At 61.6% G+C, this 25,571-nt stretch carries 12 protein-coding genes and 2 pseudogenes; 10 read left to right on the top strand and 4 right to left on the bottom strand.

Annotated elements, in window-relative coordinates; translation table 11 throughout:
- The 3 genes from C7I87_RS06345 to C7I87_RS06330 form a co-directional block, all read right to left on the bottom strand.
- A complete protein-coding gene (locus C7I87_RS06345; RefSeq protein WP_246696219.1) occupies positions 1-1,488 on the bottom strand; it encodes an ABC transporter substrate-binding protein in 1,488 nt (495 codons plus the stop codon).
- 291 nt (positions 1,489-1,779) lie between these two features.
- Positions 1,780-2,556 (bottom strand): DeoR/GlpR family DNA-binding transcription regulator, encoded by a 777-nt coding sequence (locus C7I87_RS06340; RefSeq protein WP_149903400.1) that lies wholly within the window; start codon positions 2,554-2,556, stop codon positions 1,780-1,782.
- Between the two features lie 307 nt (positions 2,557-2,863).
- Positions 2,864-3,571, bottom strand: coding sequence for a hypothetical protein (locus C7I87_RS06330; protein WP_149903399.1), 708 nt, complete (start codon positions 3,569-3,571; stop codon positions 2,864-2,866).
- 1,623 nt (positions 3,572-5,194) lie between these two features.
- Here C7I87_RS06330 and C7I87_RS06320 point away from each other — a divergent pair.
- The 5 genes and pseudogenes from C7I87_RS06320 to C7I87_RS06305 form a co-directional block, all read left to right on the top strand.
- Complete coding sequence (locus tag C7I87_RS06320) at positions 5,195-7,696, top strand: ABC-three component system protein (protein WP_188393756.1); 2,502 nt, start codon at positions 5,195-5,197, stop codon at positions 7,694-7,696.
- A complete protein-coding gene (locus C7I87_RS35140) occupies positions 7,696-8,397 on the top strand; it encodes an ABC-three component system middle component 1 (RefSeq protein ID WP_188393755.1) in 702 nt (233 codons plus the stop codon). The genes C7I87_RS06320 and C7I87_RS35140 overlap by 1 nt, the downstream gene beginning before the upstream one ends.
- Complete coding sequence (locus C7I87_RS06315) at positions 8,394-11,480, top strand: ATP-binding protein (protein ID WP_188393754.1); 3,087 nt, start codon at positions 8,394-8,396, stop codon at positions 11,478-11,480. The genes C7I87_RS35140 and C7I87_RS06315 overlap by 4 nt, the downstream gene beginning before the upstream one ends.
- A gap of 567 nt (positions 11,481-12,047) precedes the next feature.
- Entirely contained in the window at positions 12,048-12,953 is a 906-nt protein-coding gene (locus tag C7I87_RS06310; RefSeq protein ID WP_140765935.1) for a tyrosine-type recombinase/integrase, read from the top strand.
- Positions 12,954-12,956: 3 nt separating this feature from the next.
- Positions 12,957-13,148: pseudogene (locus C7I87_RS06305) on the top strand (transposase zinc-binding domain-containing protein); the annotation flags it as partial.
- A 391-nt stretch (positions 13,149-13,539) separates the two neighbouring features.
- Here C7I87_RS06305 and C7I87_RS06300 read toward each other — a convergent pair.
- Positions 13,540-14,703, bottom strand: a complete 1,164-nt coding sequence (locus C7I87_RS06300) for an IS110 family RNA-guided transposase (protein WP_149903395.1) — start codon at positions 14,701-14,703, stop codon at positions 13,540-13,542.
- Between the two features lie 72 nt (positions 14,704-14,775).
- Between C7I87_RS06300 and C7I87_RS06295 the strand changes: the two are divergent.
- From C7I87_RS06295 to C7I87_RS06270, 5 genes and pseudogenes are all read left to right on the top strand, one after another.
- Positions 14,776-15,777: pseudogene (locus C7I87_RS06295) on the top strand (IS91 family transposase); the annotation flags it as partial.
- Positions 15,778-16,200: 423 nt separating this feature from the next.
- Entirely contained in the window at positions 16,201-17,106 is a 906-nt protein-coding gene (locus C7I87_RS06285) for a tyrosine-type recombinase/integrase (protein ID WP_149903393.1), read from the top strand.
- Positions 17,107-17,109: 3 nt separating this feature from the next.
- Positions 17,110-18,264: an IS91 family transposase gene (locus C7I87_RS06280; RefSeq protein ID WP_149903392.1), complete on the top strand. Its 1,155-nt coding sequence runs from the start codon at positions 17,110-17,112 to the stop codon at positions 18,262-18,264.
- 585 nt (positions 18,265-18,849) lie between these two features.
- The gene (locus C7I87_RS06275) at positions 18,850-19,485 is read left to right on the top strand and encodes a hypothetical protein (protein ID WP_149903391.1); all 636 of its coding nucleotides are present in this window, start codon (positions 18,850-18,852) and stop codon (positions 19,483-19,485) included.
- A 471-nt stretch (positions 19,486-19,956) separates the two neighbouring features.
- The gene (locus tag C7I87_RS06270; RefSeq protein WP_149903390.1) at positions 19,957-25,524 is read left to right on the top strand and encodes a DUF3320 domain-containing protein; all 5,568 of its coding nucleotides are present in this window, start codon (positions 19,957-19,959) and stop codon (positions 25,522-25,524) included.
- Positions 25,525-25,571 lie beyond the last annotated feature (47 nt).

Here is a 25,571-nt window from a genome sequence, read left to right as displayed (position 1 = left end):
TCAGGCCACCGGCTCAGGCGACATCTTCGGGCCAAGATACATTTGCGGCAATGGGTTCGGCTGCCAACTGACATTCGACTTCTGCCCATAGATAAAGGGCATGGAGTGCAGTGGTGTGATGCAGGGGTCCTCAATCTCGACAATGTCCTGCATCCGTTTGAAGGCCGCCTTGCGCTTGGCGAGATCGGTCGTCGTTTCAAGCTCATGGCCGAGCGTGTTGAATTCGGCATTGGTCCAGCCGCCGCCCGCCTGCAGGTCATTGGTCGGGCCGATAATCTGCCAAAGCATGGAGACGGGATCGGCGTAGAAGGCACCTCCCGACGTATCCGCGATGCCGCCGAGATTGTCGACCTGCGTCCAGTTCTCGCACATGATCAGCTTGACGTTGAGCCCAGCGGCTTTCCACATTTCGACCAGTGCCTGGTTATCGGCAAGCTGCATCGGATAGTAGGTGCCGACGGAAGGGTAGGGGATTTCCTCGCCTTTGTACGACGACTTGGCGAGGAGTTCCTTCACCAGCGCCGGATCGTAAGACACGCCCTTGCGCCCGGGATCATTGATGGCGCCGAAAATCGGCAACTGCCAGCCATTGAGCGCCTTCGCCCGGCCATTCCAAAGGCCGTCGGCCAGTGCATCTCGATCAATCGCGCAGGCAAGCGCGCGACGCAGGTTGACGTCCTTCAAAATGGGCGTCTTGAGTGGCGAGAATGTGAGGAAGCGGAACCATGTGGTTTCGACGCCGGTGACCGAAAGGCCCTTGACGCCTTCGATCTCCGCAATGTGATCCGGGGTGATGTCGGTGACGATATCGTAATCGCCCGCCTGCAGCCCAGCGATGCGTGCGGCGATCTCCGGCACCCGCTTGAAACGGATCGACGCAAACGGCGGTTGGCCGCCCCAATACTCATCATGCGCGACCAGCGTGATCTCGTCGCCGCTACGCACGTCGCCAATCTTGTATGGACCGGTGCCGATCGGCTTTGCAGCCCATGCATCGTAATTCTTTGCAGCATGCCAAGCCTTGGCACTGATGATTTGAGTGCCCCAAGCTCCAAGCCGGTTGGTGAAAACCGGGTCCTCTGTCGTGGTCAACAGACGGACAGTGCGGTCATCGACCTTCTGCACATCGGCAAGTGAGGAAAGGAAATTGGCAAGCACGGCCGCACCCGGTGCCTTTTCGCCGCGCAGCCGATCCGGCCCGAGCGACAAGACAACATCATCCGCGCTCATTGTGGAGCCGTCATGAAACTTCACATTATCGCGCAAACCGATCTCATACGTTCTCACGTCGATCTGCCTCAAGGATTTTGCGAGTGCGAAATTGAGACGAAAGTTGTCGTTGTAATCTGTCCGCAGAAGCTGGTCGAAAATGCTGTACTGCACTCGCCAGGAAACATTGGCGATGGAAGCGCTATCCACCGGTTCCAGAATGGTGCGCAGATCCTGGACGGCGATCTTGAGGCTCGGTCGCTGGCCGCCTGCGGCCATGCGCGGCAACGCCATCGCGCCAGCCGCAAGGGCCGTCATGCCTAGAAATGTGCGACGTGTCGTTTGCATATCAAAACCTTCTCCTGTTGTCGGGACGGCAAGCCGGCCGAACTCCGCTTCTTCCCGAGACGGGCAGAGACATAGCGCAGTTATGTGAAGGTTTTATGTGGCTTTAAGACGGATTGTGGCGGGTTTGTAATGGAGGCGCAAAGGCATTTCACAAACAGTCGTGAAACGACCGCGTTCCTGTGAGGCACATGCCGCAGCAGAGTCAAGGTCATTTATGCCGGGTTACGACGGCTTTTGCTGCGGATATAGGACTTGGGCACCAGCGGCTTCGATCTGCTTCAGCACGTCCAGTGCCGGCTTCCGGTCGGTGATGATCGAGGAAATCGCTGAATGGGGCAGGATGCGGTAACGCACCGACAAGCCGAATTTGGTGTGATCGGCGAGAACGATGATGTTCCGCGTCTGTTCGCAAAGTGTCGCGGCGAGGTCCTGCCCGACCTGTTCATGGTCGAAGACGCCTAGAGTGGGATGCACAGCGTTGACCCCGATGAAAGCAACATCGATCTGCTGTTCGCGAAGCGTGCGCAGACCAAGAAATCCTGTCACGGTCCGGAAGTCGGGATTGAATTCACCGCCCAGCATGACCACGCGATGCCGACGTCCGTCGGCAGCTGCGATCGCTATATCGACCATGTTGGTGACGATGCGCATCTCCGGCAAAGCCGAGATGCGACGAGCCAATGCCAGCACCGTACTGCCGCCCCCCAAGAAGAGGTTCTGCCCGGGCTTGAGAAGACCGAGCGCTATCTCGGCAATAGCGTTCTTTCCCGCGCGCTGAGAAATCGCGCGCGACGAGACGGCCAATAACTTAGGCTGCTGCGTGGCGACGGCCCCACCATGGACGCGCACGACCAAGCCGTCCTGCTCGAGCTGTTTGATATCCCGCCGCGCGGTCTCCTCAGAAATGTTGAATTGCGCTATCACATCTCGGATACGGACTTCGCCATCCGTTTGGATCATTTCGATGAGCTTCTTGTGGCGATTGTGGCTAAGTGACATTCTTCCCTCTCACGGTATTTGCGCGAAACTAGCGAGCTCGAAGCGCAAACGCCATCGTGGAGAGCAGGTTGGCCTGAATGGAGGTAGCGTCATTCGGCAAAGCATGCCGCCCGGGCTGCAGACTGAGCTGACCGCGCCCCCATTCGGCGCTCGGCTACACCGCGCCCGCAGCTAATCTCATTGCAACGGGCGATCGGCTGTTCAACCCCGACCAGCTCCGCCGATCACCCGTTGCTCAACCCGCGCCACACGGCGTCTAGGCCCGGTAACGAGGCGCCGGAGCGGACGGTCGCTGACCGATACTAGCCTACTGAAGATGAAAACGGCTGGCGATGTAGCCGGACGCCAGGTTTATGACTATGCCCAGAATAATGGCTCCGAAGAGTAACCCGTAAAGCGCCTTCAAACGAGTGAAACGGCGCTCACCAACTCCAAAATGATAGACGATTGCTGGGAAGAACATCCGCGACAGTAGTGGCACGCCAAACATCGCCAACAGCACGACGATGAGAGCTACGCTTGGGTTGCGATTGAACAGCCCCGGAAACGCAAATACAGCCGCGACGATAAGTGCGAACGTGATCAGTAGGATGATCGAGAAGAAGGCTATCCCGGCACCGTAGCCTATCAAATTCAAGCCGCTGTACCAGGCCCTGCTCGACTGGATTTCGTTGACTAACGTCTCCTCGGCGGCAACGGCTTTGTCGCGATCACCGCCTATGCGGATGTTGATCGGTCCTACATCGTAATTTGAGGTCCGGAAACTAATCATGGGTTTTTCAAGCAGATTGCTCGTTATTAATATGCTGACGATAGGAACCGATGAGACAGTACTGTCGGCAAGAATGGAGTCGAGGCCGTCTGCCGAGACCGTTCGCTGATTGGCAAACGTCACGTCGACACTAGGAGGCTTGCCGGTAGCTTTTTCGATGTGGCTGTAGATGCGCTTCAGCACTGCCGCATCCACGATGAAGCTACCACGTAAAGAGCGATCAATGTTCCAAATGTCCGGCATCGCTCCCTCCAAATCTTCTTGCCAAGACTAAAATCCTATCGTTGAATCATATTCAAGGGGTGCAGTTCTCAGGCGCCGCACTCCAGCAATATGTCGACAATGACCTGGGTGCCAAAAAACGAAAGCCTGTCCTTGTGGAATCCCCTTTATATTACGCGGTAATTCCGGCCGGGCAGCCGTGCCCATCCTGGGGCATGTACTGGCTCCCCTCGGTCAGGACGTCGACGATGTGATTGCCAAGGCGACGGCGCCCGCGCCAATGAACGTCTCAAGGCGGAGACCGGCGCGCCTCGCAGCTATGGCATTTTCGGCTCTCCGGCCTTCGTCGTAGATGGCGATACATTGACCACCCGCGAGAGAAGCCGTTGGAAACTGCTGCGGGCGAGAGCGCGAGCTCACTGCCACCGTCGCCGCCCTCGGGCCCAGAGTTGCCGCCAGACCCTGAGTTGCCGTCGTGGTCTCCACCGCTGCCGGACCCGGAGTTGCCGCCATGCCCGTCACCGCCGCCCTCCACTCTTGGCATACGCGGCGGTTGGCTGGAGCTTGCCCGAGCCGACAAAGCTGGGGTCGACAAATTGCTGAACGACCGGCCTGCGGATTGCGAACCCTCATGCGCCGGCAGATAGGTGTGCAGGTCACACGTCCACAGCGCAATGATTTTCTGGATTTGGACTCCCAAGGTCCAACGCCCCTCGGTGGTAAGGTTCCTCGATGTCTAATAAATAATGCAGCGCTGGCCACTACCGCCTCTTCGGCCCGATCCGCCCATCGGACGACGCGTCCGCCCTCTATCTGCCGCATTCAAAAAGCGGGTTAGGTCGTCCGCTTGCAAGAAGGGCATGCCGATCAGCACCAAACCACCGCGTTCGTAGGGCGGGCCGGTGAACACGTCGAACACGGTCCAGGAACCGTCTTCCTCCCAGCGGGCGTCTTAGCGATCGGTCATCATCCAACGGAGGCTAGTGCATACGAGCATGAACGCAACGGGTTACGCGATCGCGCCAATCCCACGGGAGCCGACTCTGCTATCAGTCCGGCCGCGGCGAATCCGAGCGAACCGCCCCGGCCGGCGCTCATTTAAAACCCCAAGGCCCCGATGAGCGCCGGCCGATTCACCTCGGAGCGATGCATCACCAAGTGTGCGCCGCCCTCCATCTCGGCGTTCGCGAATTGGCTGAAGCCGGGAGGGGCGGGCGCCCTTCAGAATGGCAGCTTTGCGCCACTAGGCCATTCACGCCCCGCCTGGATTGCACCAAAGCCGCCATTAGTTCACGCGTACGGTTCATCTCGCGCCTTCAGAGCATCTGCATTTGCCGCCAGGCCTTGAGATCAATAGAGCACGGCGTATGAATAATGACGCCATCCGCCATGCACATATTCAATGCTGGCAATACACGTCGCGCCGTGCAATTACCCAAGCGATCAAATGCCGTGTCGGGAGGGGATTGTGCAGGGAACTCTGCTATTCGATGACGGTGCCATGCGCCGATCAGGCACGCGCTAGCCGCTGATTGCGTCCATTATGGACATAATGCTGGATAGTATCGTTTATCTCGGCCCGCACAAGCGCAGCGGTTCCCCGCGCGTCCGAGCCGCTACCGCCACTCGGGTGGAGTGCGCGTCGTGCTGAGCCCGGCGGACATCATTGCTGGCGCACGCATCGCCGCACATCCGGGCGTTTATGTGCTCGGATTCTACGATACGCGCATCACCTTCTATTCGCAGCAGGTCCGCGCGCTCGAATTGGCCCATGCGCTGTGGCACGAGCACCTGCTGCCGGGAAATGCCCGCGTCGCGGTGATCGGCGGCGGCGCCGCTGGCATCACACTAGCTGCCGGCCTGGCCCTGCAAGGTGGGACCGACGTCCACCTGTTCGAAAAGGCGGAGCGTCTGCTGCCGCTGCAAGGCGATTCGCAACGGCGCCGTCTCGATCCGCACATTTATGATTGGCCTAATCCTGATGCCGATCACGAACTCGCAGAGCTCCCGTTGCTCGACTGGCGCTCGGGGCCGGCCAAAGACGTCCGGGACGCGGTGCTCCGCGAGTTCGGGGAAGTCCTATCGGCGACCGAGGGCCGGCTCACGGTGCGCGAACGACACCAGATCACTGGAGTCACCCCCCAAGCCGGCCGCTTTATGGTGCATTTTGAGCGCGAGGCCGTTGCCGGCGGCCGCGAAGCCGCGAGCCAGGAGTTCGATATAATCGTGCTCGCAGTCGGCTTCGGAATCGAGAATCGCTTCGCGCTCCAAGGGGCCGAAACGCCGAGCTATTGGCACGATGCAGGCGTGCCAGGGGCGGAGATTGCCGGTAACGCGCGACCTACCTTTCTCGTAAGCGGCAATGGCGATGGCGGCTTGATCGATCTGATTGCGGCCGCCAGCGCAACCTTTCGGCACAACGATCTAGTTCGTGGCATCGCTCAACGTCCGGGCGTGCAAGCCCTTCGCGATACGTTGTTGGCAATCGACACCGCTGCGCTCGCCGCCGAAGCGCTCGGACAAGGATTTGATTTCATCTCGGCCTACGACGACGCAATTGGTGACCAGGTCGAAGCACTTGGCTTAGTCGACCAAATGCAGGGGCAATTACGCCACGGCGTTCAACTCATCCTACAGACGCGTGAGCCGGAGCTCCTTTCGATCAGGACCGCGCGCCTGAATCGTCTCGCGGTCTATCTGGTGGTTAAGGCTTCCAGACGGCAAGGGGCAGAGTCCTTTTCGCACATTGTCTGTGACAACGTGCAACAGACTGCATCCGAGCCAGGCGACGCGGAGGGGTCGCGACGCTTCGCGTGCGGCGGCACGATCGTCGTCGCCGATTGGGTGATCGCCCGGCGCGGTCCCGGGCGCGACACCATTCGGCATCCCTTCGCAAACCTGCTCGCCGGATATGAAGCCGAGCATGCTGCATGGGTGCACACTTTCCCAATCGATAGTATCGCGCCCAAACTCCATCCCGCGACTTTTGCTCATTTCAAGCGGCTTGCCGGACAAGCGAAACTGCCGCCACCGCGGTATCATCTCGACGCGCTGCTTGCCGCGATGCCGCGGAGCGTCAAGCTGTGGCTAATCGGAGGCGACGCCCGGTGGAGTGGGGATATCGCGCTCGCGGACGTCGCCACGCTTTGGTCCGATGACACGTCACCGCTCGAGCTCACGGTTATCGACGCGCCCGACCAACTTGGCACCGGCCTCGCATTTGCGATCGCGCGTCTGGCTATACACGCCTTGCGCGTCGATCTGCTCGTGAACGTGGCGCGTTGGCGCCCCCTCCTCGCCGCGCTGTCGAGCGAATCGCCCAGCGCGGGTGGTCTGCGGCTGCCGCCACTCAAAGCGCTGAGCGGTAATCCTTCGATCCTTAATCCGGTGACAATGGCGCCTGACGTCCTCGCAGCGACAATCAACAGACGACTCGATCACTGGCTGCTCGACGCCGTCGATCACCACATCACTCGCTATGTGGGACAGGGCGAGGATCCGGGACACGCGGTGTCGTTCGTGGCAGCCGCTGACCTTCGGCATCAAATGCAGCCGATCTGGCAAAGCTGGGTCGAGCATTTTCGCGCGGAGCCAACTTTGCTGGCGCGCTTCCTCGGGCTTGCGGTTTGCGCGAAAGACGATGCGGCTGTGGCCGGAGAGGCCTCGGTGCTGGCCGGGCGGCGGTTGCTGTCGCCGGTGATCCGAGCCTGCGCGGTTGCCCTGGCCGTCGCAACCGCCTGGCAGGTCACAGCGCCACGCGGCGCTCCTCCGGGCAATCTCGGCCGGCACGCTGATGGGACTGAGCGCACCGGCCACACATGCGCGGCAGCCTTGATCGACAGCGAGGAAATGGCGCTGGTTGCGCTGCGCCACGCTTGGACGACGGAATTCGTCCTGTTGCCGATGCAGTCGGTCCCAGCAGCATTGATTGCAGGCGCCAACAGCTCGCTAAGCAAGACCAGCGATGGGATATTCCTTCTCGGCCAGCCAGGCGCGGATGCAAAGCTGATGCTAACGGTCGATGCGCAATTTCGCGCGGCAGCCCAAACCAGCGCGGCAGCGCTGACCACATTGCTGCTCGGCATCGAGGAGGATCATTTTGCCCGGTTAAAAGTTGCAATCGAAACCGCAGGAGCCCCAGCATAATGAGCGAGACCCCGTCAGCCTCGCCTGCACAAGTTGCCCTCGAAGCGGGGGAGCGGCTGCTTATTCGCCGTGCGAGCGAACTTGGCCTGTCAGTTGGATCCAAACCCAACTATGCCGGCCGAACCTTTGCCGGCGGGAGTGACACGCCATCGGCGCGGCTCGAACCGAGCGACTTACCCAATCATGTGCGGGGGCTGCAGATCGGCCGCTACGCCGTGTTGTTGACCCTGCTGCCCGAAGCTCCCAACGAGGAGGGCATGAGCGACCTCGTGCGCCGCGTCCGAAATCAATGCGTCGTGGCCCGCTCCTACCTAAGCGCGCCAGCGGCGCTCGACCTGCATGCCATTCTTCTCGGCCCGCGGGGCAGCGAAGGCGTCGACCGATGGCGCGCGCTGGCGCTCATCGCTGAACGCGACGAACGCGTAGCCCGCAAGCTCGTATGGTTGCGTCCGCTCGACGCGAGCGCCGACGAGGATAGCTTCGCCGACTTCGTCAAGCGCAGCTTCCTGGCCCGGCCATGGCTCACCGACGATATCTTTTCGATGGCACCCCTCGACAATGTGAGTCGCGCGGCAGCGTTCGGCGACGTCCCCCGCGACACGGCCGGCGAGTGGATCCGCCTGGCGAGCGAATCCGAAATCGATCCCGACCTCCTGGTGGAGCAACTGGTGGCCTCTTGGCACCGGCGGAGCGCACGATGAGCTACACCTTCCTTCGCCAGGTTCATCTTCATAACTTCAGGACGTTTGGCACGTTCACGCTGCCAGTGCCGCCGGGTCCGGGGCTCACCTTGCTCGTCGGGACCAATGGACTTGGCAAGAGCAACTTCTTCGACGGGATCGAATGGTGCCTGACAGGGAGGATTCGGCGCTTCCAGGATTATGTCGGCCGATTCAAGGAGAGCGATTACCTTACGCGGCGAGATGCGAAGCCGGGTACGCACCGGGTAAGCTTGACCTTTTCGGAGGGCGAGCCTTTGACCCGCGCGTTGCGCGAAAAACCCGCCGCGGCCGCGCTGTTCGGCTTGCTCAAGAGTCCCCAGTGGACCGAGATTAAGGACATCGCCGCCTACCTCGGCTTCACCCATTTTCTTGGACAAGCCTCACAGCAACGCTTCACAAGTCGTGACCATACCGACCAATGGCAGGCGCTAAAGGGGCCGAGCGGCATCGACCGGTTAGAATCGATCCGGACCGCCTTGCGGGGCCGGAGCACCACGCTTGCCTTTCGGCGGCGCGCCGAGCGCGAACAGGCGGCGGTCGATATCGCGGCACAGGCGCTGGAGGAATGGCAGGGACATGTCGCAAGGCTGACCGAGCTCCGCACCCGCGGCTCGGCGGCAGGTGCTGAGTCAGAGGCGACGCTCGATGCACGCCTTGCGATTGTCGAACGTGGGCTACCGGCGAGCGATCACCAGGCCCAAGGCTTTGCCGAGCGGCTGTCGCGCGTCCGCCTAGCGGTTGCGACAGAACAACGGCAGGTCGCGCAGGACCGCTCCGCGCTCGACGGCTTGCGCGGTATTCTCGCGCGCTTCAGCGAGGCATCGGCACTGACGGATAACGACGGCGCGCGCGCAGCGGCCACCAGTGAAGCCGTCACAACGGCGACCAGCCAGCTGAGCGCAGCGATGCTTGCAGCGAGTGCTGCAGAACAGGCTGCGGCCATGCAGGCTCAGTCTGTCGCCCGCGCCGAATCCGACCGTGGCGAGCAGATCCGGGTACGAGCTGCGATCGCCGAATTTGCGATGCTCTATGCCGAGCGACAAAACGCCCAAGCGTCCGAGGCGGCGCTCCAAGCCGAACGCGACGCTTGCCGCCAGGACGTCGCCACGGCGCAGGGTGACCTTGCCCGCGCGCATGAGGCACAAGTGACGCTCAGCCGGTTGGACAACGAGCAGGCAACGCTCCAGCTCTGGTCCTCGCGTGTCGCGGCGTTGCAGGCGCAGGATATCGCCGCACGCGATGGGCGCTCTGCCGCCACCGCGTTCGGTGCGGCTGCAGACCGCGCGCGCGGTCAGTTGCCGGAATTTGAGCGCGCCGCCCAAGAAGCGCGCAACGCCGAAGGCGCGGCCGAGGCCAAGCTTGCGGCACGGCGGCGCGACGCGTCTCTGATCGCTGAACTCTTGTCCGGCCTCGCCGCGCATATCGGGCACGACGATACCAATTGCCCGGTCTGCACGAGCAAGTTTCTGCCGGGCGAACTCCAGACGCGCGCGCACAATGCGCTCGCCGTTCAGGATGTCGAACTTGCCGACCAAGTGCGCGAGCTTGACGGGCTGCGCGATCGCGCGACGGCGGCGAGCCAGGTGCTGGCCCAAGCGCAAGCCGCGATCTTCGCGGCGGCGGCTGCGACCAGTGCTGCCGAGGCTGCCGAGGCAGCCGCTGCGGCCGAACGTAGTGGTATCGCCGAAGCCCTAGGTGTGAGCGCCGATAGCGACTTCGTGTCACTGATTGCAGACCGACTGGCCCAAGCGGCGCGAATTCGCGCGGCGCATATCCGTGATGTGGGCGGTAGCCCCACCGATGTAAGCACCGCGCAAGCGCGCGTTGATGCACTGACCGCAACGCTGGCGTCGCTCGACGAGCGTCTGGCGGCCGCGACGCAGCGACGCGCGCGGTGCGAGACAGCGTTGCGTGCAATTGAGGACAGCCTTGCCATCTACGCCCGGCCGTGGAGCGTCGAGACCGCTGACGCCGCCGTCGACACGCAGAGCGAGCTACTCGATGCGGCGCGCGCGACCTTGGAGGATTTGACTGTAAAGCGTGCTGTCGCCGGCAATGCCGAAACGGCGGCACGCGAGCGGCTGACCGCTGCCCAGGCCGAGCGCGACCGTATCGCCGCGGGAATTCGCGACGCCGAGGGCGTCCGCTCGGCGGCGGTCACCGCGTGGCAGCAGGCAGGGATGGGCGGCGAGCCCGGGGCGCAGGCAATCGATATTCGGGAAGCCGCGCTCGGCGTTCGAGCGTTGGCCCTTGCTGCGCATTTCGAGGAAGCTAATGCACTGTCACGTGGCTATGAAGCCTGGCTTGCCCAGGGCGAGCTGCATACTTTGCGCTCTCTGATGAACGATCAAGGCGGACCAGGGGCCGCAGACAATCCCGTCTTCCGGGAACAAGAACTACAGCAGCAGCTGCAGGCGGCGCGTGGGGCGCTGCAGCTCACAACTGCCACCCGTGATGCGCTGGTGGCTTATGGCGAACAGCTTAAGGCAGAGGCCGAGAGCTTCTCGACCCAGTTTTTGTTGCCGCTCAACGATCTGATAGATGCGTTCAATTGTGCACTGCTAAGCACCCCTGGTGAGACCGTGCAGTTTAATGCCGAACATACCGTCGAGCGCACGTCACTCGCGATGCAGCTACGCTATGCGGATCCGATCGAGGATGCCCAATACAAGACCGCTTTGCCACCGCAGCTTGTATTGAGCGAGGGACAAATGGCTGCGAACGGCTTCAGCATTCTCTGCGCAGCAAGTACTGCCTATCGCTGGTCGCGGTGGCGCGCATTGCTGCTTGACGACCCGCTACAACACAATGACATTATCCACGCAGCTGCCTTTGTCGATGTGATGCGCAATCTTGTCGAGCTTGAGGGCTACCAGTTGCTGATGTCGAGCCATAAGCGCGACGAAGGCGAATTCATCGCGCGCAAGTTCGATGCTGCCGGGCTACCCTGCACTGTCGTTGAGCTGGTCGGGGCGTCGAAGGACGGCGTCCGGGTCGAGCCGCCGCGGCACAATCCGGCGGCACGTCGCCTTCTGGTCGAGCCCGAGGCCAAGCTGGCGTAACACTGCGGACGTTTCGCGGATCATTCCTCAAACATGTGCGGTCCGGGGTTGCCGTTCGGCGGCAGATGGCTACCGACCAAGGCCGAATGAACGCAATGTCCGCCTTGGCGGTCGACCAACCCGAAGCAGCCGACAGGTAGCGGGCCCAAAACCAGCCGAGCTCATATCCGCGGCAACAGGCATTTTCGACTCTTTTTGCGGGATAAGCTAGAGACACGCCTCGCATTGAAGACTACCTCTTCTCCTGGTCCCAAGGTTCGCCAGACCATACGAGGATAGGAATTGGCTAACAATCCGGGATTGAATTTGTTTGAAAGACTCACACCCTCAGCGACTAACATAATCTTGTTCAATGGGTTACGAAGCGCTTCGCCCAAATTGATTCAAGAAGCTGATCCAGCCGCTCGCTGACCGCACCTATCAACCGATTGGCAGCTTTGCGCCTCATGCACGAACCCGCTGCGCGGGAGGGCCGCCTCCTTCTGAGATGGCGTGCATGTCATAGGCCTTGAGCGGGTAGAGGCGTCGATCTGACGATGGAGTTCCCTTCAACGAGAGGAACTCGCCATGGCTACCCCATCGACCGATGCACCTATTAGCCCGCTTCGCCAGCGCATGCAGCACGACATGCTGATGCGGGGCCTGGGCTCGCATACCCAGCAGGATTACGTTCGTCACGTCCGGCGCTTCGCCGCGTTCCTCGGCCGCTCGCCCGATGCGGCGTCGTCTGAGGACATCCGCCGCTTCCAGCTTCATCAGCATGAGAGTGGCGCCGGACCTGCGACGATCAACGGCGCGGTCTCGGCGTTGCGGTTCCTGTTCCTGGTGACGCTGAAGCGGCGGGATCTGGCGCGTGCGCTGGTGGTCATGCGGTATCAGCGCAAGCTTCCCGACGTGCTGAGCGTGGAGGAAGCGGCGCGGCTGCTCGAAGCCGCACCTGGCATCAAGTACAAGGCCGCGCTCGGCGTCGCCTATGGCGCGGGCCTGCGCGTGTCCGAGGTCGCGCATCTCAAGGTCGACGATGTCGATAGCACGCGCATGCTGCTCCGCGTCGAGCAGGGCAAGGGCCGCAGGGACCGCAACGCGATGCTCTCGCCGCAGCTTCTGGAACTCCTGCGGCTGTGGTGGCGCGAAGGCAGGCGGCGCGGGGTGATGCTTCCGCATGGCTGGCTGTTCCCGGGCCGCAGTTGCACGGCGCCGATCTCGTCGCGGCAACTGCACCGCGCCGTCCAGGAGGCGGCCGAAGTCGCCGGCATCCGCAAGCGCGTCAGTCCGCACACTCTGCGTCACAGCTTCGCCACCCACTTACTCGAACAGGATGTCGACATCCGCGTCATCCAGGTGCTGCTCGGGCACAGCAAGCTCGATACGACCGCGCTCTACACCAAGGTCTCGACCCGGACGATCCATGCGGTCGCCGGGCCGCTCGATCGGTTGATGGCGCTGATGGAAGGCAAGACGCCGCCCGGTTGAGCCGTGCGCACCTCGATCGAGGTCGCCGACATCTTCCGTGCTGCTGGGCCACCCTACCGGGCCGCCCATGCAGGTCATCTGAGCCTTGGCCAGATCAAGGTCATGTCGGCGATCGAGCACTGCCGCACCGCGGCCCTTGGCGGTCACGTCGAGGCCTGCGAGGACTGCGGCCAATGGCGGATCGCCTACAACTCCTTGTATGGGGATTTTTCTGTCAAGTCCTTAGTGCGGCTCTCAGCAATCTTTTCCTTGAGTTTCTCGACAGCCGGCGCCTGGGCCAAAAAGCGGGGCGGTCGACCACGAGAGTGAGGCGGGCGTGAACCCGGATCAGGAACAGGACGAGCAATTCGAGGGGAGCCTGCCGTGGGGCGCAAAGCATCGCGCCGCGACCTTGTATTCGGTTGGATCCGCAGGGGATCCCGACCATGAAGCAGTCAATGGCTTCGGCAGCAAGGCTCCGAGGCGGCGGGCCCATTCTGCCGACGGCATTGGAGCCATGGAGTTGTTCGGGTCACCGCCACCTCGAATCGCTACGCGTCGACTCGTCGCGACAGTCGATCCGTCGCACGACGACCATGTCGCGTATTCAGATCGTCTGCCGCAGCGCGACGCCCGCCGGGATTTCGCCGATGGTGACCATGCGCCAAAGCGCGATGAGCAGCTTGCGGGCGAGTGCGACGATCATTGTTGTCTTGCGCGCACCCTTCGGGCCACCAGTCCGCGATCGGTACCATTGCGCAAGCGCGCTGTCGCTCTGGAATCTCAAGAACCGCCAGGCAAGTTGGATCAGCCCGCGACGCGCGCGGGCATTGCCCGCCTTGGCCAATCCTCTCTCCCGTCGTTTCTTGCCACTCTCGTCGGGCGAACCCGTGAGGCCAACGTAACGGGCCACGGCTCGCCGGTCTCGAAGGTTTCGGGACAACACCTCCTGAACCAACATGTCTGCAGTTTCCATTCCCACGCCGACGATGCGGGCCAACAGGCGCACCATAGCGTGTGGCCCTGCCGCCGGCGCTTTTTCCAGGCGCGCGAGGCGGGCCATTTCGATCGCATTGATCTGTTCGCGCACTACAGCGAGCCGATCCATGTCACGTCGGATCTCGTCAAGCGTGTTCGGTGGAATCGGCACATCCTCAGGTGTGCGTAAAGCGGCGAGCCGTTGCGGCGCCTTGCGCAACGCCGGTTTGAACCCGCGGATGCCGAGCCGGGCCAAAGTGGCCTTCATTCGGTTGATGATCCGAGTGCGCTCGCCGACCAGGCCTTCCCGTTCACGGCTCGGACGCTTGGCATCCTCTTGCTCGAGCGTTGGGATAGCGACCATCCGGCAGTGTCCGCGCTCGCCACGCAGCCATCCCACGAACACACGCATAAGCATCGCCGTGTCCAGTCGATCGGTCTTCGCTCGACGATGCTCGCGTGACACGGCGACGCTCGTCGAATGGACGACATGCACTGCGATGTCGCGAGCCTGCAGCCATCGCGCCAGCCAAAAGCCGTCCCGTCCCGCCTCAAAGGCGAGGGCAATCTGCCCAATCGTCTTGCCTGCCTTCATTGCCTCCAACCGCCAGCGCTCCAGCAGCCGCAGCAGCGCGATCGGATCCGGCCCCTGCTTCTTTACGGGTTGGCGCTCAATTCCGGGAATCAACCCAGCTACGAGCCAGCTGGCCTCGCTCAGTTCAACGACCACCGTCAGAGTGGCATTTTGATCAAAGGGAGCAAGGGAACGGCTCAGGTCACTTACTTGGTTCATGGGGCATATCCATCCGTTTCATTGAACAACGGAGGCACCATTTCACGCCCACGCCGCTCTCCCCATAGCTTCTGCCGCAACCGGCACTGTCCGAAGTGCCAAGGCGCAGCGGCGCGGACATGGTTGGCCGAGCGCCAGGCCGACCTGCTGCCGGTCGGCTACTTCCATGTCGTGTTCACGCTGCCCGCCGAGGTCGCCGACATCGCCTTCCACAACAAGGCGCTCGCCTACGACCTGCTGTTCAAGGCAGCGTCGGAGACGATGCTGACCATTGCGGCCGATGCGAAGCACCTTGGAGCCAGGATCGGCATCACCGCCGTGCTCCACACCTGGGGCTCTGCGATGACTCACCATCCGCACGTGCACATGATCGTACCGGGGGGCGGCATCGCGCCCGGCGGGAAGCGCTGGGTCTCGTCGCGGCCGGCCTTCCTGCTTCCGGTGCGCGTGCTCGGCAAGCTGTTCCGCCGGCTCTTCCTCACCCGATTGATGGCGCTGCACGACGCCGGACGGCTCAGCTTCTTCGGATCAATGGCGTACCTCACCGGGCGGCGAGCCTTCCTGCGGCACCTGTCGCCAGTCCGGAAGAAGCGCTGGGTGGTCTATGCCAAGGCACCGTTCGCGGGACCGGAGGCGGTGCTCGCATACCTGTCGCGTTATACTCACCGGGTCGCGATATCGAACAGCCGCCTGATCGCCTTCGACGAGAGCGGCGTCACCTTCCGCTACAAGAACTACCGCCGCGACGGCGCCGACCGCCAGCAGGTCATGACGCTCGCCACAGACGAGTTCATCCGCCGCTTCCTGCTCCACGTGTTGCCGCGAGGCTTTCACCGCATCCGCCACTACGGCCTGCTCGCCGGCTCCGCCCGCAAGGCCAGCCTCGCGCTCGCCCGCGAACTGCTGAGCGTCGCTGCGCCACCCGATGACGACACACCAGGCGAACCGGAGGACTTCCGCCCGTCATGCCCGTGCTGCGGCGGACGCATGATCGTCGTCGAGGTACTCGAACGCTGGAGGCAGCCACGCGGACCGCCGGACGCTACCGCGACGAACCGGGAGACCGCTCTATGACCCGGCATGGAATAGTCGTCGAGACTTCAACCGCAGGCCCTCAGCCTCCGGTAACGGACCCAAACGCGTCCATGGTGATCGTCGACGCCGACGGGGCCGCCTTCAGCCGCTTACCGTGCCGACAACATCGCGCGGAGGCGCAACGAAGCCGCCTGTCCGCATCCATCCCGGCGCTTCCCGGCGACGGTCGCGCTATCGCCGACATCAGCCGCAAATCGAAATCCCCATAGACATCGACTGTAGCCCGCGGGTTCCTGCATGAGAGGCTTTCGTACGCCTGACGGCACCCGAAACCCTTCCCAATGCACGAACCGGCTTCGCGGGAGGGTCGCCTGGTTCTGAGATGGCGCGGTATTCATAGGCCTTGAGCGGGTAGAGCCCGCGATCCGACCATGGAGTTCCCTTCAACGAGAGGAACTTGCCATGGCTACCCTGTCGACCGACGCTCCGATCACACCGCTTCGCCAGCGCATGCAGCAAGACATGCTGATGCGGGACCTGGGAGCACATACGCAGCAGGACTACGTTCGTCATATCCGACGCTTCGCAGCCTTTCTCAGACGCTCTCCCGATACTGCGACGCCCGAGGACATCCGTCGCTTCCAGTTGTATCAGCATGAGAACGGCGTTGGGCCTGCGACCATCAACGGCGCGGTCTCGGCGTTGCGGTTCCTGTTCCTGGTGACGCTGAAGCGGCGGGATCTGGCACGTGTGCTGGTGATCATGCGCTATCCGCACAAGCTGCCCGATGTGCTGAGCGTTGAGGAAGCGGCGCGGCTGCTCGAGGCAGCGCCAGGCATCAAGTACAAGGCCGCGCTCGGTGTCGCCTATGGCGCGGGCCTGCGCGTGTCCGAGGTCGCGCACCTCAAGGTCGACGACATCGACTCGACACGCATGCTGATCCGCGTCGAACAGGGCAAGGGACGCAGGGACCGCAACGCCATGCTCTCGCCGCAGCTACTGGAACTGCTGCGGCTGTGGTGGCACGAAGGCAAGCGGCTGGGGGTGATGCTCCCCCATGGCTGGCTGTTCCCGGGGCGCGGCTGCACGGCGCCGATCTCGTCGCGGCAACTGCATCGCGCGGTCCAGGAAGCAGCCGAAGTCGCCGGCATCCGCAAGCGCGTCAGTCCGCACACGCTGCGTCACAGCTTCGCCACCCACCTACTTGAGCAGGATGTCGACATCCGTGCCATCCAGGTGCTGCTCGGGCACAGCAAGCTCGATACCACCGCGCTCTACACCAAGGTCTCGACCCGGACGATCCACGCGGTCGCAGGGCCGCTCGACCGGCTGATGGCGCTGATGGAAGGCAAGACGCCTCCCGGCTGAACGGTGCGCGCGGACCTGGAGGTCGCCGATATCTTCCGTGCTGCGGGGCCTGCCTACCGGGCGACCCATGCAGGGCATCTGAGCCTGCAGCAGCTCAAGGTCATGTCGGCGATCGAACACTGCCGCACCGCTGCGTTGGGTGGTCATGTCGAAGCCTGTGAGGACTGCGGCCAATGGCGGATCGCCTACAACAGCAGCTGTCGCAACCGGCACTGTCCCAGGTGTCAGGGCGCGGCCGCCCGTAGATGGCTCGCCGAGCGCGAAGCCGACCTGCTGCCAGTCGGATACTTCCACGTCGTGTTCACGCTGCCTGCCGAGGTCGCCGTCATCGCGTTCCACAACAAGGCGCTGGTCTATGAACTGCTGTTCAAGGCGGCATCGGAGACGATGCTGACGATCGCGGCGGATCCCAAGCACCTCGGCGCGCGCATCGGCATCACCGCCGTGCTCCACACATGGGGCTCGGCAATGACCCACCATCCCCATGTCCACATGATCGTGCCGGGCGGCGGCATCGCGCCGGACGGGTCACGCTGGATATCGTCGCGGCCGGCCTTCCTTCTCCCCGTCAGAGTATTGGGCAAGCTGTTCCGCCGCCTGTTCCTGACCCGGCTGGACGCGCTGCACGACGCCGGTCGGCTTACCTTCTTCGGATCGGCGGCGCACCTGATCGGTCGTCGGGCCTTCCTGCGTCATCTGAAGCGTGTTCACAGCAAGCGCTGGGTGGTCTATGCCAAGCCGCCCTTCGCCGGACCCCAAGCGGTGCTCGCCTACCTGATCGCCTTCGACGAGGCTGGAGTCACCTTCCGCTACAAGGACTATCGCCGCGATGGTGCCGAGCGCCAGCGCGCCATGACGCTTGCAGCCGACGAGTTCATCCGCCGCTTCCTGCTCCATGTCCTGCCGCGTGGGTTCCACCGCATCCGTCACTATGGGCTGCTCGCCAGCTCCGCCCGCAAGGCTAGCCTCGCAGTCGCGCGCGAACTGCTGGACGTCGCTCCGCCACCCGAAGACGACACTCCGGAAGAGCCGGCTGACGTCCGCCCGCCTTGCCCTTGCTGCGGCGGGCGCATGGTCGTCATCGAGAGGTTCGAACGGTGGTGCCAGCCTCGTGCACCGCCTGCCTCAAGAGCGCCGAACCGGGAGAACGCCCCATGACCCGGCATGGCCAAGTTGCTCGTACGACCGCGCCACGCCGGCGCCGGTCAACGGGATGTTATGTGCACGTTGCCGTGGCGCCGGTCGTCACGCATACCAATGCCGCTGGAATCAACGCTACAGGCTCTGCGATCTGGCCTGGAAGCGGCTCCCACGACATCCCCACCGCATCCTATGCGGAAGTTCGCGATAGGCGCTGGCACACCCCGAGGCACAAATCCCCATAGGCAATCGTTGCGGCCCGCGGGTTCCTGCATGAGGAGACTTTCGTACGCCTGACGGCACCCGAAACCCTTAAGCATATCGGTCGTAGAGCAACATTATGTGCCTTCTGGTAAGCGGACATCAATACGACAACGCTAAACTTGAGTCCGTCACGTCCGACCATCCATCGAGAATCGCGAACCTCTCGTCGCGTCGAGGAGTATAACATGATGTTCCAAGCAAGTAACAATACAAGACAATTTGTCTTGCCAGTCTGCACGCTAAATGTCACGCCAGAGGGCGAACCTGACTATAAAACAGCCGAGCTAAACGGTACCTGTTTTCTGATTGGAAGTAAGGGCTACGCGCTCACGGCTGCGCATGTCATTCAGCAGATCGGGGGGACGAAAGGCAGAGTGTTTTTACCCAGACCCGGAAGGATGGGACGCTTGTGCTATCACCGAAGTGGAAATTCACCCTACGGAAGATGTCGGCATCATTAAGGTCGACCTTCCTGAGAAAGTGACCTCGCCCATTATATTTGCGCCCCAGGAGCCATTTCCAGGCTCTGAGTACAATATGTGGGCTTATCCTGATGTTATTGCAAAGGAGGTCGTACACCACGGTCCGTTGGAAGGCGGTTTGCCGTTCAATCCCTCTCCAGTGTACTCTCGTGGATATGTTCGCAGAAAACTTCACTATTCGCCTAATCCCAACCTCAGCATATATGTAGGCGATAATTTCTACGAAGTCAGTGAAATTGGAGGCGCTTGCTGCTCAGGCGCACCACTTACCACGATTGCACAGCTTCCAGGTGTTTTCGCAATCTATATCGGCGAGGCCCAGGCCGAGCGGAAGTGTTCCTACGCTACCAATCTTATGAAACTCCTGGATTGGGTCCCGAGCGTGCTCGGCAAACCTCTCCGATATGAAGTGCTGGGGCCGCCAACGGGAGCTGTGGTTTCCTACGAAGACGGAAAAGTGCGTAAGAACGAAGTCGGGAAGAAGGCGCCATGAAAGCCATCCAAGCGGCTGAATCCGCATGTTTGTCCCGCGGCGCAACTACACTTGGACCGCATGACGCGTCGTGGTCGCGTCCATGCCTCTGTCGACCGTTAAAGAGGCGGTTCGCCGGTCAAGCCACTCGCCAAACGCATTTGTCTTCTATGACATGGCAGCTTTGCGCTTGGTATCGGTCTTCGTGGCCATTTTGGGTCGTTCCCAGGAGCCGACATTCCGAAAATGGCGGGTGAGATCGCGATCGCTGTGACAAGATCTGCCTGGCTTCAGCGGCGCACGTCGCCTCAGGGCGGCGCGGCCTTCTGGCCACAGAGTTGAGGCATGGCTCAAATCAAGTAACCGACGTATCCCATTTCACAATGCTGCGGACCCGTCCGCGCCAACAGTATTATCGAAATCCGGATAGCTTTTTTTGTTGCGGCTGCCGTTGCGCAGGATCTAAGGTCGGCTTTGGGCGAGGGGGCATAATTGTCAGAATCCGAAAAGTCAGTCTTCCAAAGCGATATACCGCTAAGGGAGAAGCTCGAGCGCGCCAGGATGGAGCTGCTCGACCTTTCCGCGCGCAACCGACTCTTAAACGTGCCGCGTTTTTCCAAAAGCGCTAAAACGATCGACGTCGTCGATGAGCGGTCATCCGAGATTTATCGGTTGCTGGTAAACGAAGGTAAGGCCTTTACCTTCCTCGCCGGTAAGCCGGATAGACCAAAGGCTGGTCAAGAGAGTGCCACTGCGGATGACGAGATCGACTACTCTCCGATTTCCCTTGCTCAGCCCGAAGACGACGAGGTGGATGATAGGGGTGTGTCCTCCCGACATTCCGACACCAAGCTTCAGACTCGCATGACCCCAACCGGTTTGCAACGCAGGCTGCTCGATCTCTACCATGATGCGAGAACGCTAGAAGAGGAGCAGGGCGTCAACATCCTCTTTCTGGCTCTTGGGATGCTGAAGTGGATTGACCCGAATAACAAGGAAAACATCCGTCAAGCTCCGCTCATTTTGGTGCCGGTCCGCCTCGATCGGGGTACGGCTGGGGAAAAGTTCCGGCTACGCGGCAGACCGGAGGATCAGAGCGCAAACCTCTCTCTCGAGCTCTATCTCGATCGCATGCACAAGCTCGCGATGCCGACCTTCGATGCGGGAGATGACTTCGACGCCGCAAAGTATCTCGATGCCGTAGCCGAGGCAGTCTCAACAAAAGAGGGTTGGGAAGTGCTCCGGGACGACATGGTGCTAGGCTTCTTCTCGTTCGCGAAGTTCTTAATGTACCGAGATCTTGATCCCGAGATCTGGCCCGAGGGTTCCAAAATCATCGAACAAGCGAAGGTCCGCTCGCTTCTTTCGGATGGTTTTGAAGCACGCGAACCGCTGATGTCTGACGATATCGCGATTGATCCGCACATTGCGCCTGCGGAGATGTTGCATATCGTCGACAGCGACAGTTCCCAGACGCTCGCGATCCATGATGTCAGGAGGGGTCGCGACCTTGTGATCCAAGGTCCGCCCGGCACAGGAAAATCGCAGACGATTGCAAATGTTATCGCGTCAGCCGTTGCGGACGGAAAGACCGTGCTTTTCGTGGCCGAAAAAATGGCCGCGCTGGAGGTCGTGAAGCGTCGCCTCGACAATGCCGGGGTAGGGGATGCCTGCCTGGAGCTCCATAGCAACAAGGCGAACAAGCGCATGATGCTGGAGGAGCTGCGTCGTACTTGGCAGCTTGGGTCGCCTCAAGGACAATTCCCGTCTGCGCTCCCCGACCAACTGTTGCAGGCGCGCAATAAGCTCAATGCTCATGCCGACCGGATGCATGTCCCTTTAGGTGCATCCGCCCTGACGCCCTACCAAGTTTTCGGCCAGATGACCCGCCTCAGGCAGAACGGGCAAAAACCCGTAGATATCGAACTTGAAGGTGCCACCGATTGGACGAGTGATGGCGTTTCGGCACGCCGGAAGCTGCTTGACGAGGTTTCTCAACGCATCAACGAAATCGGATTGCCGATCCACCATCCCTGGAGAGGTGTTGGCTTGGATGTCGTTCTGCCAACCACCGTCGAGCGGCTCGTCCCGCGCATCGGGTCGTTGCTGCATCAAGCGAAGGCCGTGCAGGCCAAACTGATCGACATCGCCGCGCGGATAGAAGCCGAGCCCCCGCAAATTCTCAGCGACAGCGGCGACATTGAAGATCGCGCGGAACTTCTCGCGTCCGCACCAGAGCTTCCCGCCGAGGCGTTGGTCTCGCCGGTATGGGATGACCAGCCTAAGCAGATCTCGTCGCTTCTTTGGACAGGATCGGATTTCGCCCGCAAATTCGAGGACGTTTCGCAGCATTTGGCGGCGACGGCGATCGACACCCCAATTGAAGATCTTGAGACAGAGCTTGCAAAGCTGCCATCGGAATTTGCGAAAGACGGCTTTGTTCGCGCACACCACTTGACCGTTCTGCTCCCACGATTGCGGGATGAAGCGGAGCGGTTGAACCAAGAGCTGGGGTCGGCGGCTGTGCCGGACACGCTGGCAGGGCTCGTTAGACTAATCGTGACGGGGGAGAGAGTTGCGGCTGCTCCCGACGCAAGCCCCCAAGCGTTTGCTGCGACCGTCTGGGACTCCGGACTCGAACAAGCGGCTGAGCTTGCCGAGAGCGTCGCGGCCCTTGAAGCGATCCAAGCGGAACTGAAAGGGAGGGTTGTCGATGCTGCCTGGAAGACGGACGCAGCCCCGACAAGGCAGGCCCTCGCCACTCATACCGGGCTGTTGAAGGCATTGAGCGGCGACTACCGTCGCGCCAAAGCACTTGTGCGATCCCTTCTGGTCGATCCTAACGCGCCGTCGACAGAGATAGTGCGTCTCCTGGACCTGCTGATGAAGGGGCAGGGCGCGGCCGCAAGGGTTCGTGATGGCGACGCCTTTGGTCGTTCCGCCTTCGGAGCAGATTGGCGGGGGGAGAGATCATCTTCGGCACCGCTCTTAGCGCTAGTGGAATGGATGCGCACGCTGAGGGGACTTGGCTCGGAACCTCGAATTATTGCCGGACGGATGGCAGAACGCTCCGAAGCGGGGGCGCGGGCGCTACGAGTTCGCAAGGTGATCGATATCGGCCGACCGCTGATCGAGGGTTTCTGGAACGATCTCGGCCACCTTGCGCCGTCCATGCTGGGTGATGTGGCTTCCGCCGAAAGGGCTTCACTGAAGCTGATGGAAGTGAAGGCGCGTTCCGTGGCACAAGCGGACGAAGCGTCTCGAGACGTTCTGGCCAGCGTGCCTGATCAGTTATCCGACCGGGTGGAGCTCGTCCGGCGACTGGGCGCGTTACAAAAGCTCGCTCAAGAGATCGATGCCGCTCAAGGTCTTGGCATTTCCGCATTCGGTTCGTCATGGCTCGGGCGAGGATCCAACTGGGCCGCGCTTACGCAGGCCGAGCTTTGGTTGAAAAGCAATAGCGCACTCCGACATCTAGTCGCCCGTTTGCCTGACAGAGTCGAGATCGCGAACTCAGCTCGTTCTACTCGAGAAGCGACGCAGGCCGCGGCACTGCAATTGAAGGCGCTTGCGGAGGATTTGAAAGCAGATGCTTCGTCTCTTTTCGGAGTAGGCGATTTCTCGGATATCATGATTGCCGAGTTGATTGCTCGATTGGAGGGCTGGGTCGGGCATCAGGAACAGCTCTCGAAATGGGTCGCCTACGAAGAACGATCGGACAATGCTCGAAAGGCCGGACTAGGGCAGTTGATAGACGGCCTGGCCAACGGCCAAGTTCCGACCGCATCGGCGCGATCGGTCTTCGACATGGCCTATTACGAGAGAATGCTGACGGCGATGGCCAATATGGAGCCAGAGCTCGGGAGGTTTGACGGTGAGCTCCATTCCAGAGCTGTTCGCGACTTTGCTGATTTGGACCGACAAAGGATCAAGGCTAGCGCCATCGAGGTCGTGACCGCGCATCATCGCAAGATCCCTTCAAGAGATGGCGGAGCGGGGCCAGTCGGATTGCTTCGATCTGAGATGGCGCGCAGACGAGGCCATATGCCTATTCGGCAGTTGATGCTGAGGGCAGGGCCTGCTGTCCAAGCGCTCAAGCCAGTGTTCATGATGAGCCCACTTTCGGTGGCGCAGTTCTTGTCGCCCGGTCGTATGTCGTTCGACCTCCTGGTTATGGACGAAGCGTCTCAGATTCAGCCGGTGGATGCGCTCGGCGCAATTGCCAGGGCGAACCAGGTGGTCGTCGTTGGCGATGAACGCCAACTGCCCCCGACGACATTCTTCGCGAAGATGACCGGCTCGCAATCTGAAGATGACGACGGCGAGGGTGCGCAGGTCGCTGACATCGAAAGTATCCTCGGGCTTTTCACGGCCCGTGGCTTGCCGCAGCGCATGCTTCGCTGGCACTACCGCAGCCGACATCAATCGCTGATCGCCGTATCGAACAGCCAGTTCTACGAGAACCGGCTGTTCATCGTGCCGAGCCCTTATACCCAGGAGGCCGGCATGGGGCTGCGGTTCCATCATGTGCCTGACGGAGTGTTCGATTCAGGTGGTACCGGAACGAACCCCATCGAGGCGCGGGCCGTAGCGGAAGCGATCATCCGTCACGCGAAGTCGAATCCGCAAGAGACTCTGGGCGTTGCCACTTTTTCCGTTAGCCAGCGTCGTGCCATCCAAGATGAGCTCGAAGCCTTGCGGCGGCTGAATCCCGATACGGAAGACTTCTTCCACGCCCATCCGAGTGAGCCGTTTTTCGTCAAGAACCTGGAGAACGTTCAAGGCGACGAGCGGGACGTGATCATGATCTCGGTGGGGTATGCCAAGAACGCCCAGGGCTACATGGCCATGCGCTTCGGCCCACTCGGTTCGGAAGGCGGCGAGCGTCGCCTCAACGTCCTCATAAGCCGGGCCAAGCGTGCCTGTGAGGTTTACGCGTCGATAACAGATGAGGATATCGACCTCGAGCGCGGAAAGGGGAAGGGGGTTTTCGCCTTCAAGCTCTTTTTGCACTACGCGAGGACTGGACGCATCTCGCTCGCGCAGACGACGACCCGGGAGATGGATTCAATCTTTGAAGAACAGGTAGCCAATGCATTGATTGAGCGAGGCTTTCAGGTCCATGCACAGGTGGGCATCGCAGGCTTCTTCATCGATCTGGCCGTCGCTGATCCGGAGCGGCCAGGGCGCTATCTGCTGGGCATCGAATGCGACGGTGCTGAGTATCATTCCTCGCGCTCCGCCAGGGATCGGGATCGGCTGCGCCAGGCTGTGCTCGAAGACCATGGCTGGATCATTCATCGCATCTGGAGCGCTGACTGGTTCCAGCGTCCACGAGAACAGCTTGAGCGGACTGTGGCTGCGATCGAGGCCGCAACGAGAGACCTCGCTGAACGTGCGGAGTTGGGAAACCAGAGAACCCGAGCCGCAGCCGTCCAGGTCGTGACGGTTGACCGCGGTAACGTCACTGAAATTGGCTTGGAAACGACGAACGGAGCCGCTGCACCTGATCGAGCCTACGCGGAAGCCATAGTTCAGAGACCTGCGCAAGTTGAGCTTCATGAGACGCCCACCGCGATCTTAGCGGGGCTAATCGAGCAAGTTGTGGCTGCGGAGGCACCGATCCATGTCGACGAGGTAGTGTCGCGTATCCGTGATGCATGGGGTTTGCAGCGGGCCGGTGGGAGGATCCAAAGCGCAATCGAACGTGGCCTCACAATCGCTGAAAGCCGGGGCGCAGTTTCAAGGCGAGGCGCCTTCTGCTTCAAGCCTGGCGCCTCTATCCGGCTGCGAGACCGTAGTGGTGTGATGTCCCCTGGATTGCGCAAGCCTGAAATGATCTCGTCGGAGGAAGTTGCTGAAGGAGCAATCGACGTGGTGAGATCCAATCTCGGCGCGACGGAGGACGAAATCGCAACGAGCGTTTCGAGGATGTTGGGCTTCAAAGCCACAAGCGCTCAATTGAGGCAATTGATTTCGACGGCGGTTGCCGGTGCCGTCGCGAACGGATTGTTGCGAAACCAAGACGGATTGCTGATCGACGGCGCATACGGTCAGTGAGACGTCACCGACAAGGCGGGGGCGGCTGCCCTCGCTAGATCTGACGA

This window comes from Mesorhizobium sp. SARCC-RB16n (assembly GCF_008520305.1).
In the GTDB taxonomy this organism is placed as follows: domain Bacteria; phylum Pseudomonadota; class Alphaproteobacteria; order Rhizobiales; family Rhizobiaceae; genus Mesorhizobium.
The sequence above is the reverse complement of the archived record's forward strand: the minus strand, read 5'-3'. Positions and strand labels throughout refer to the sequence as shown.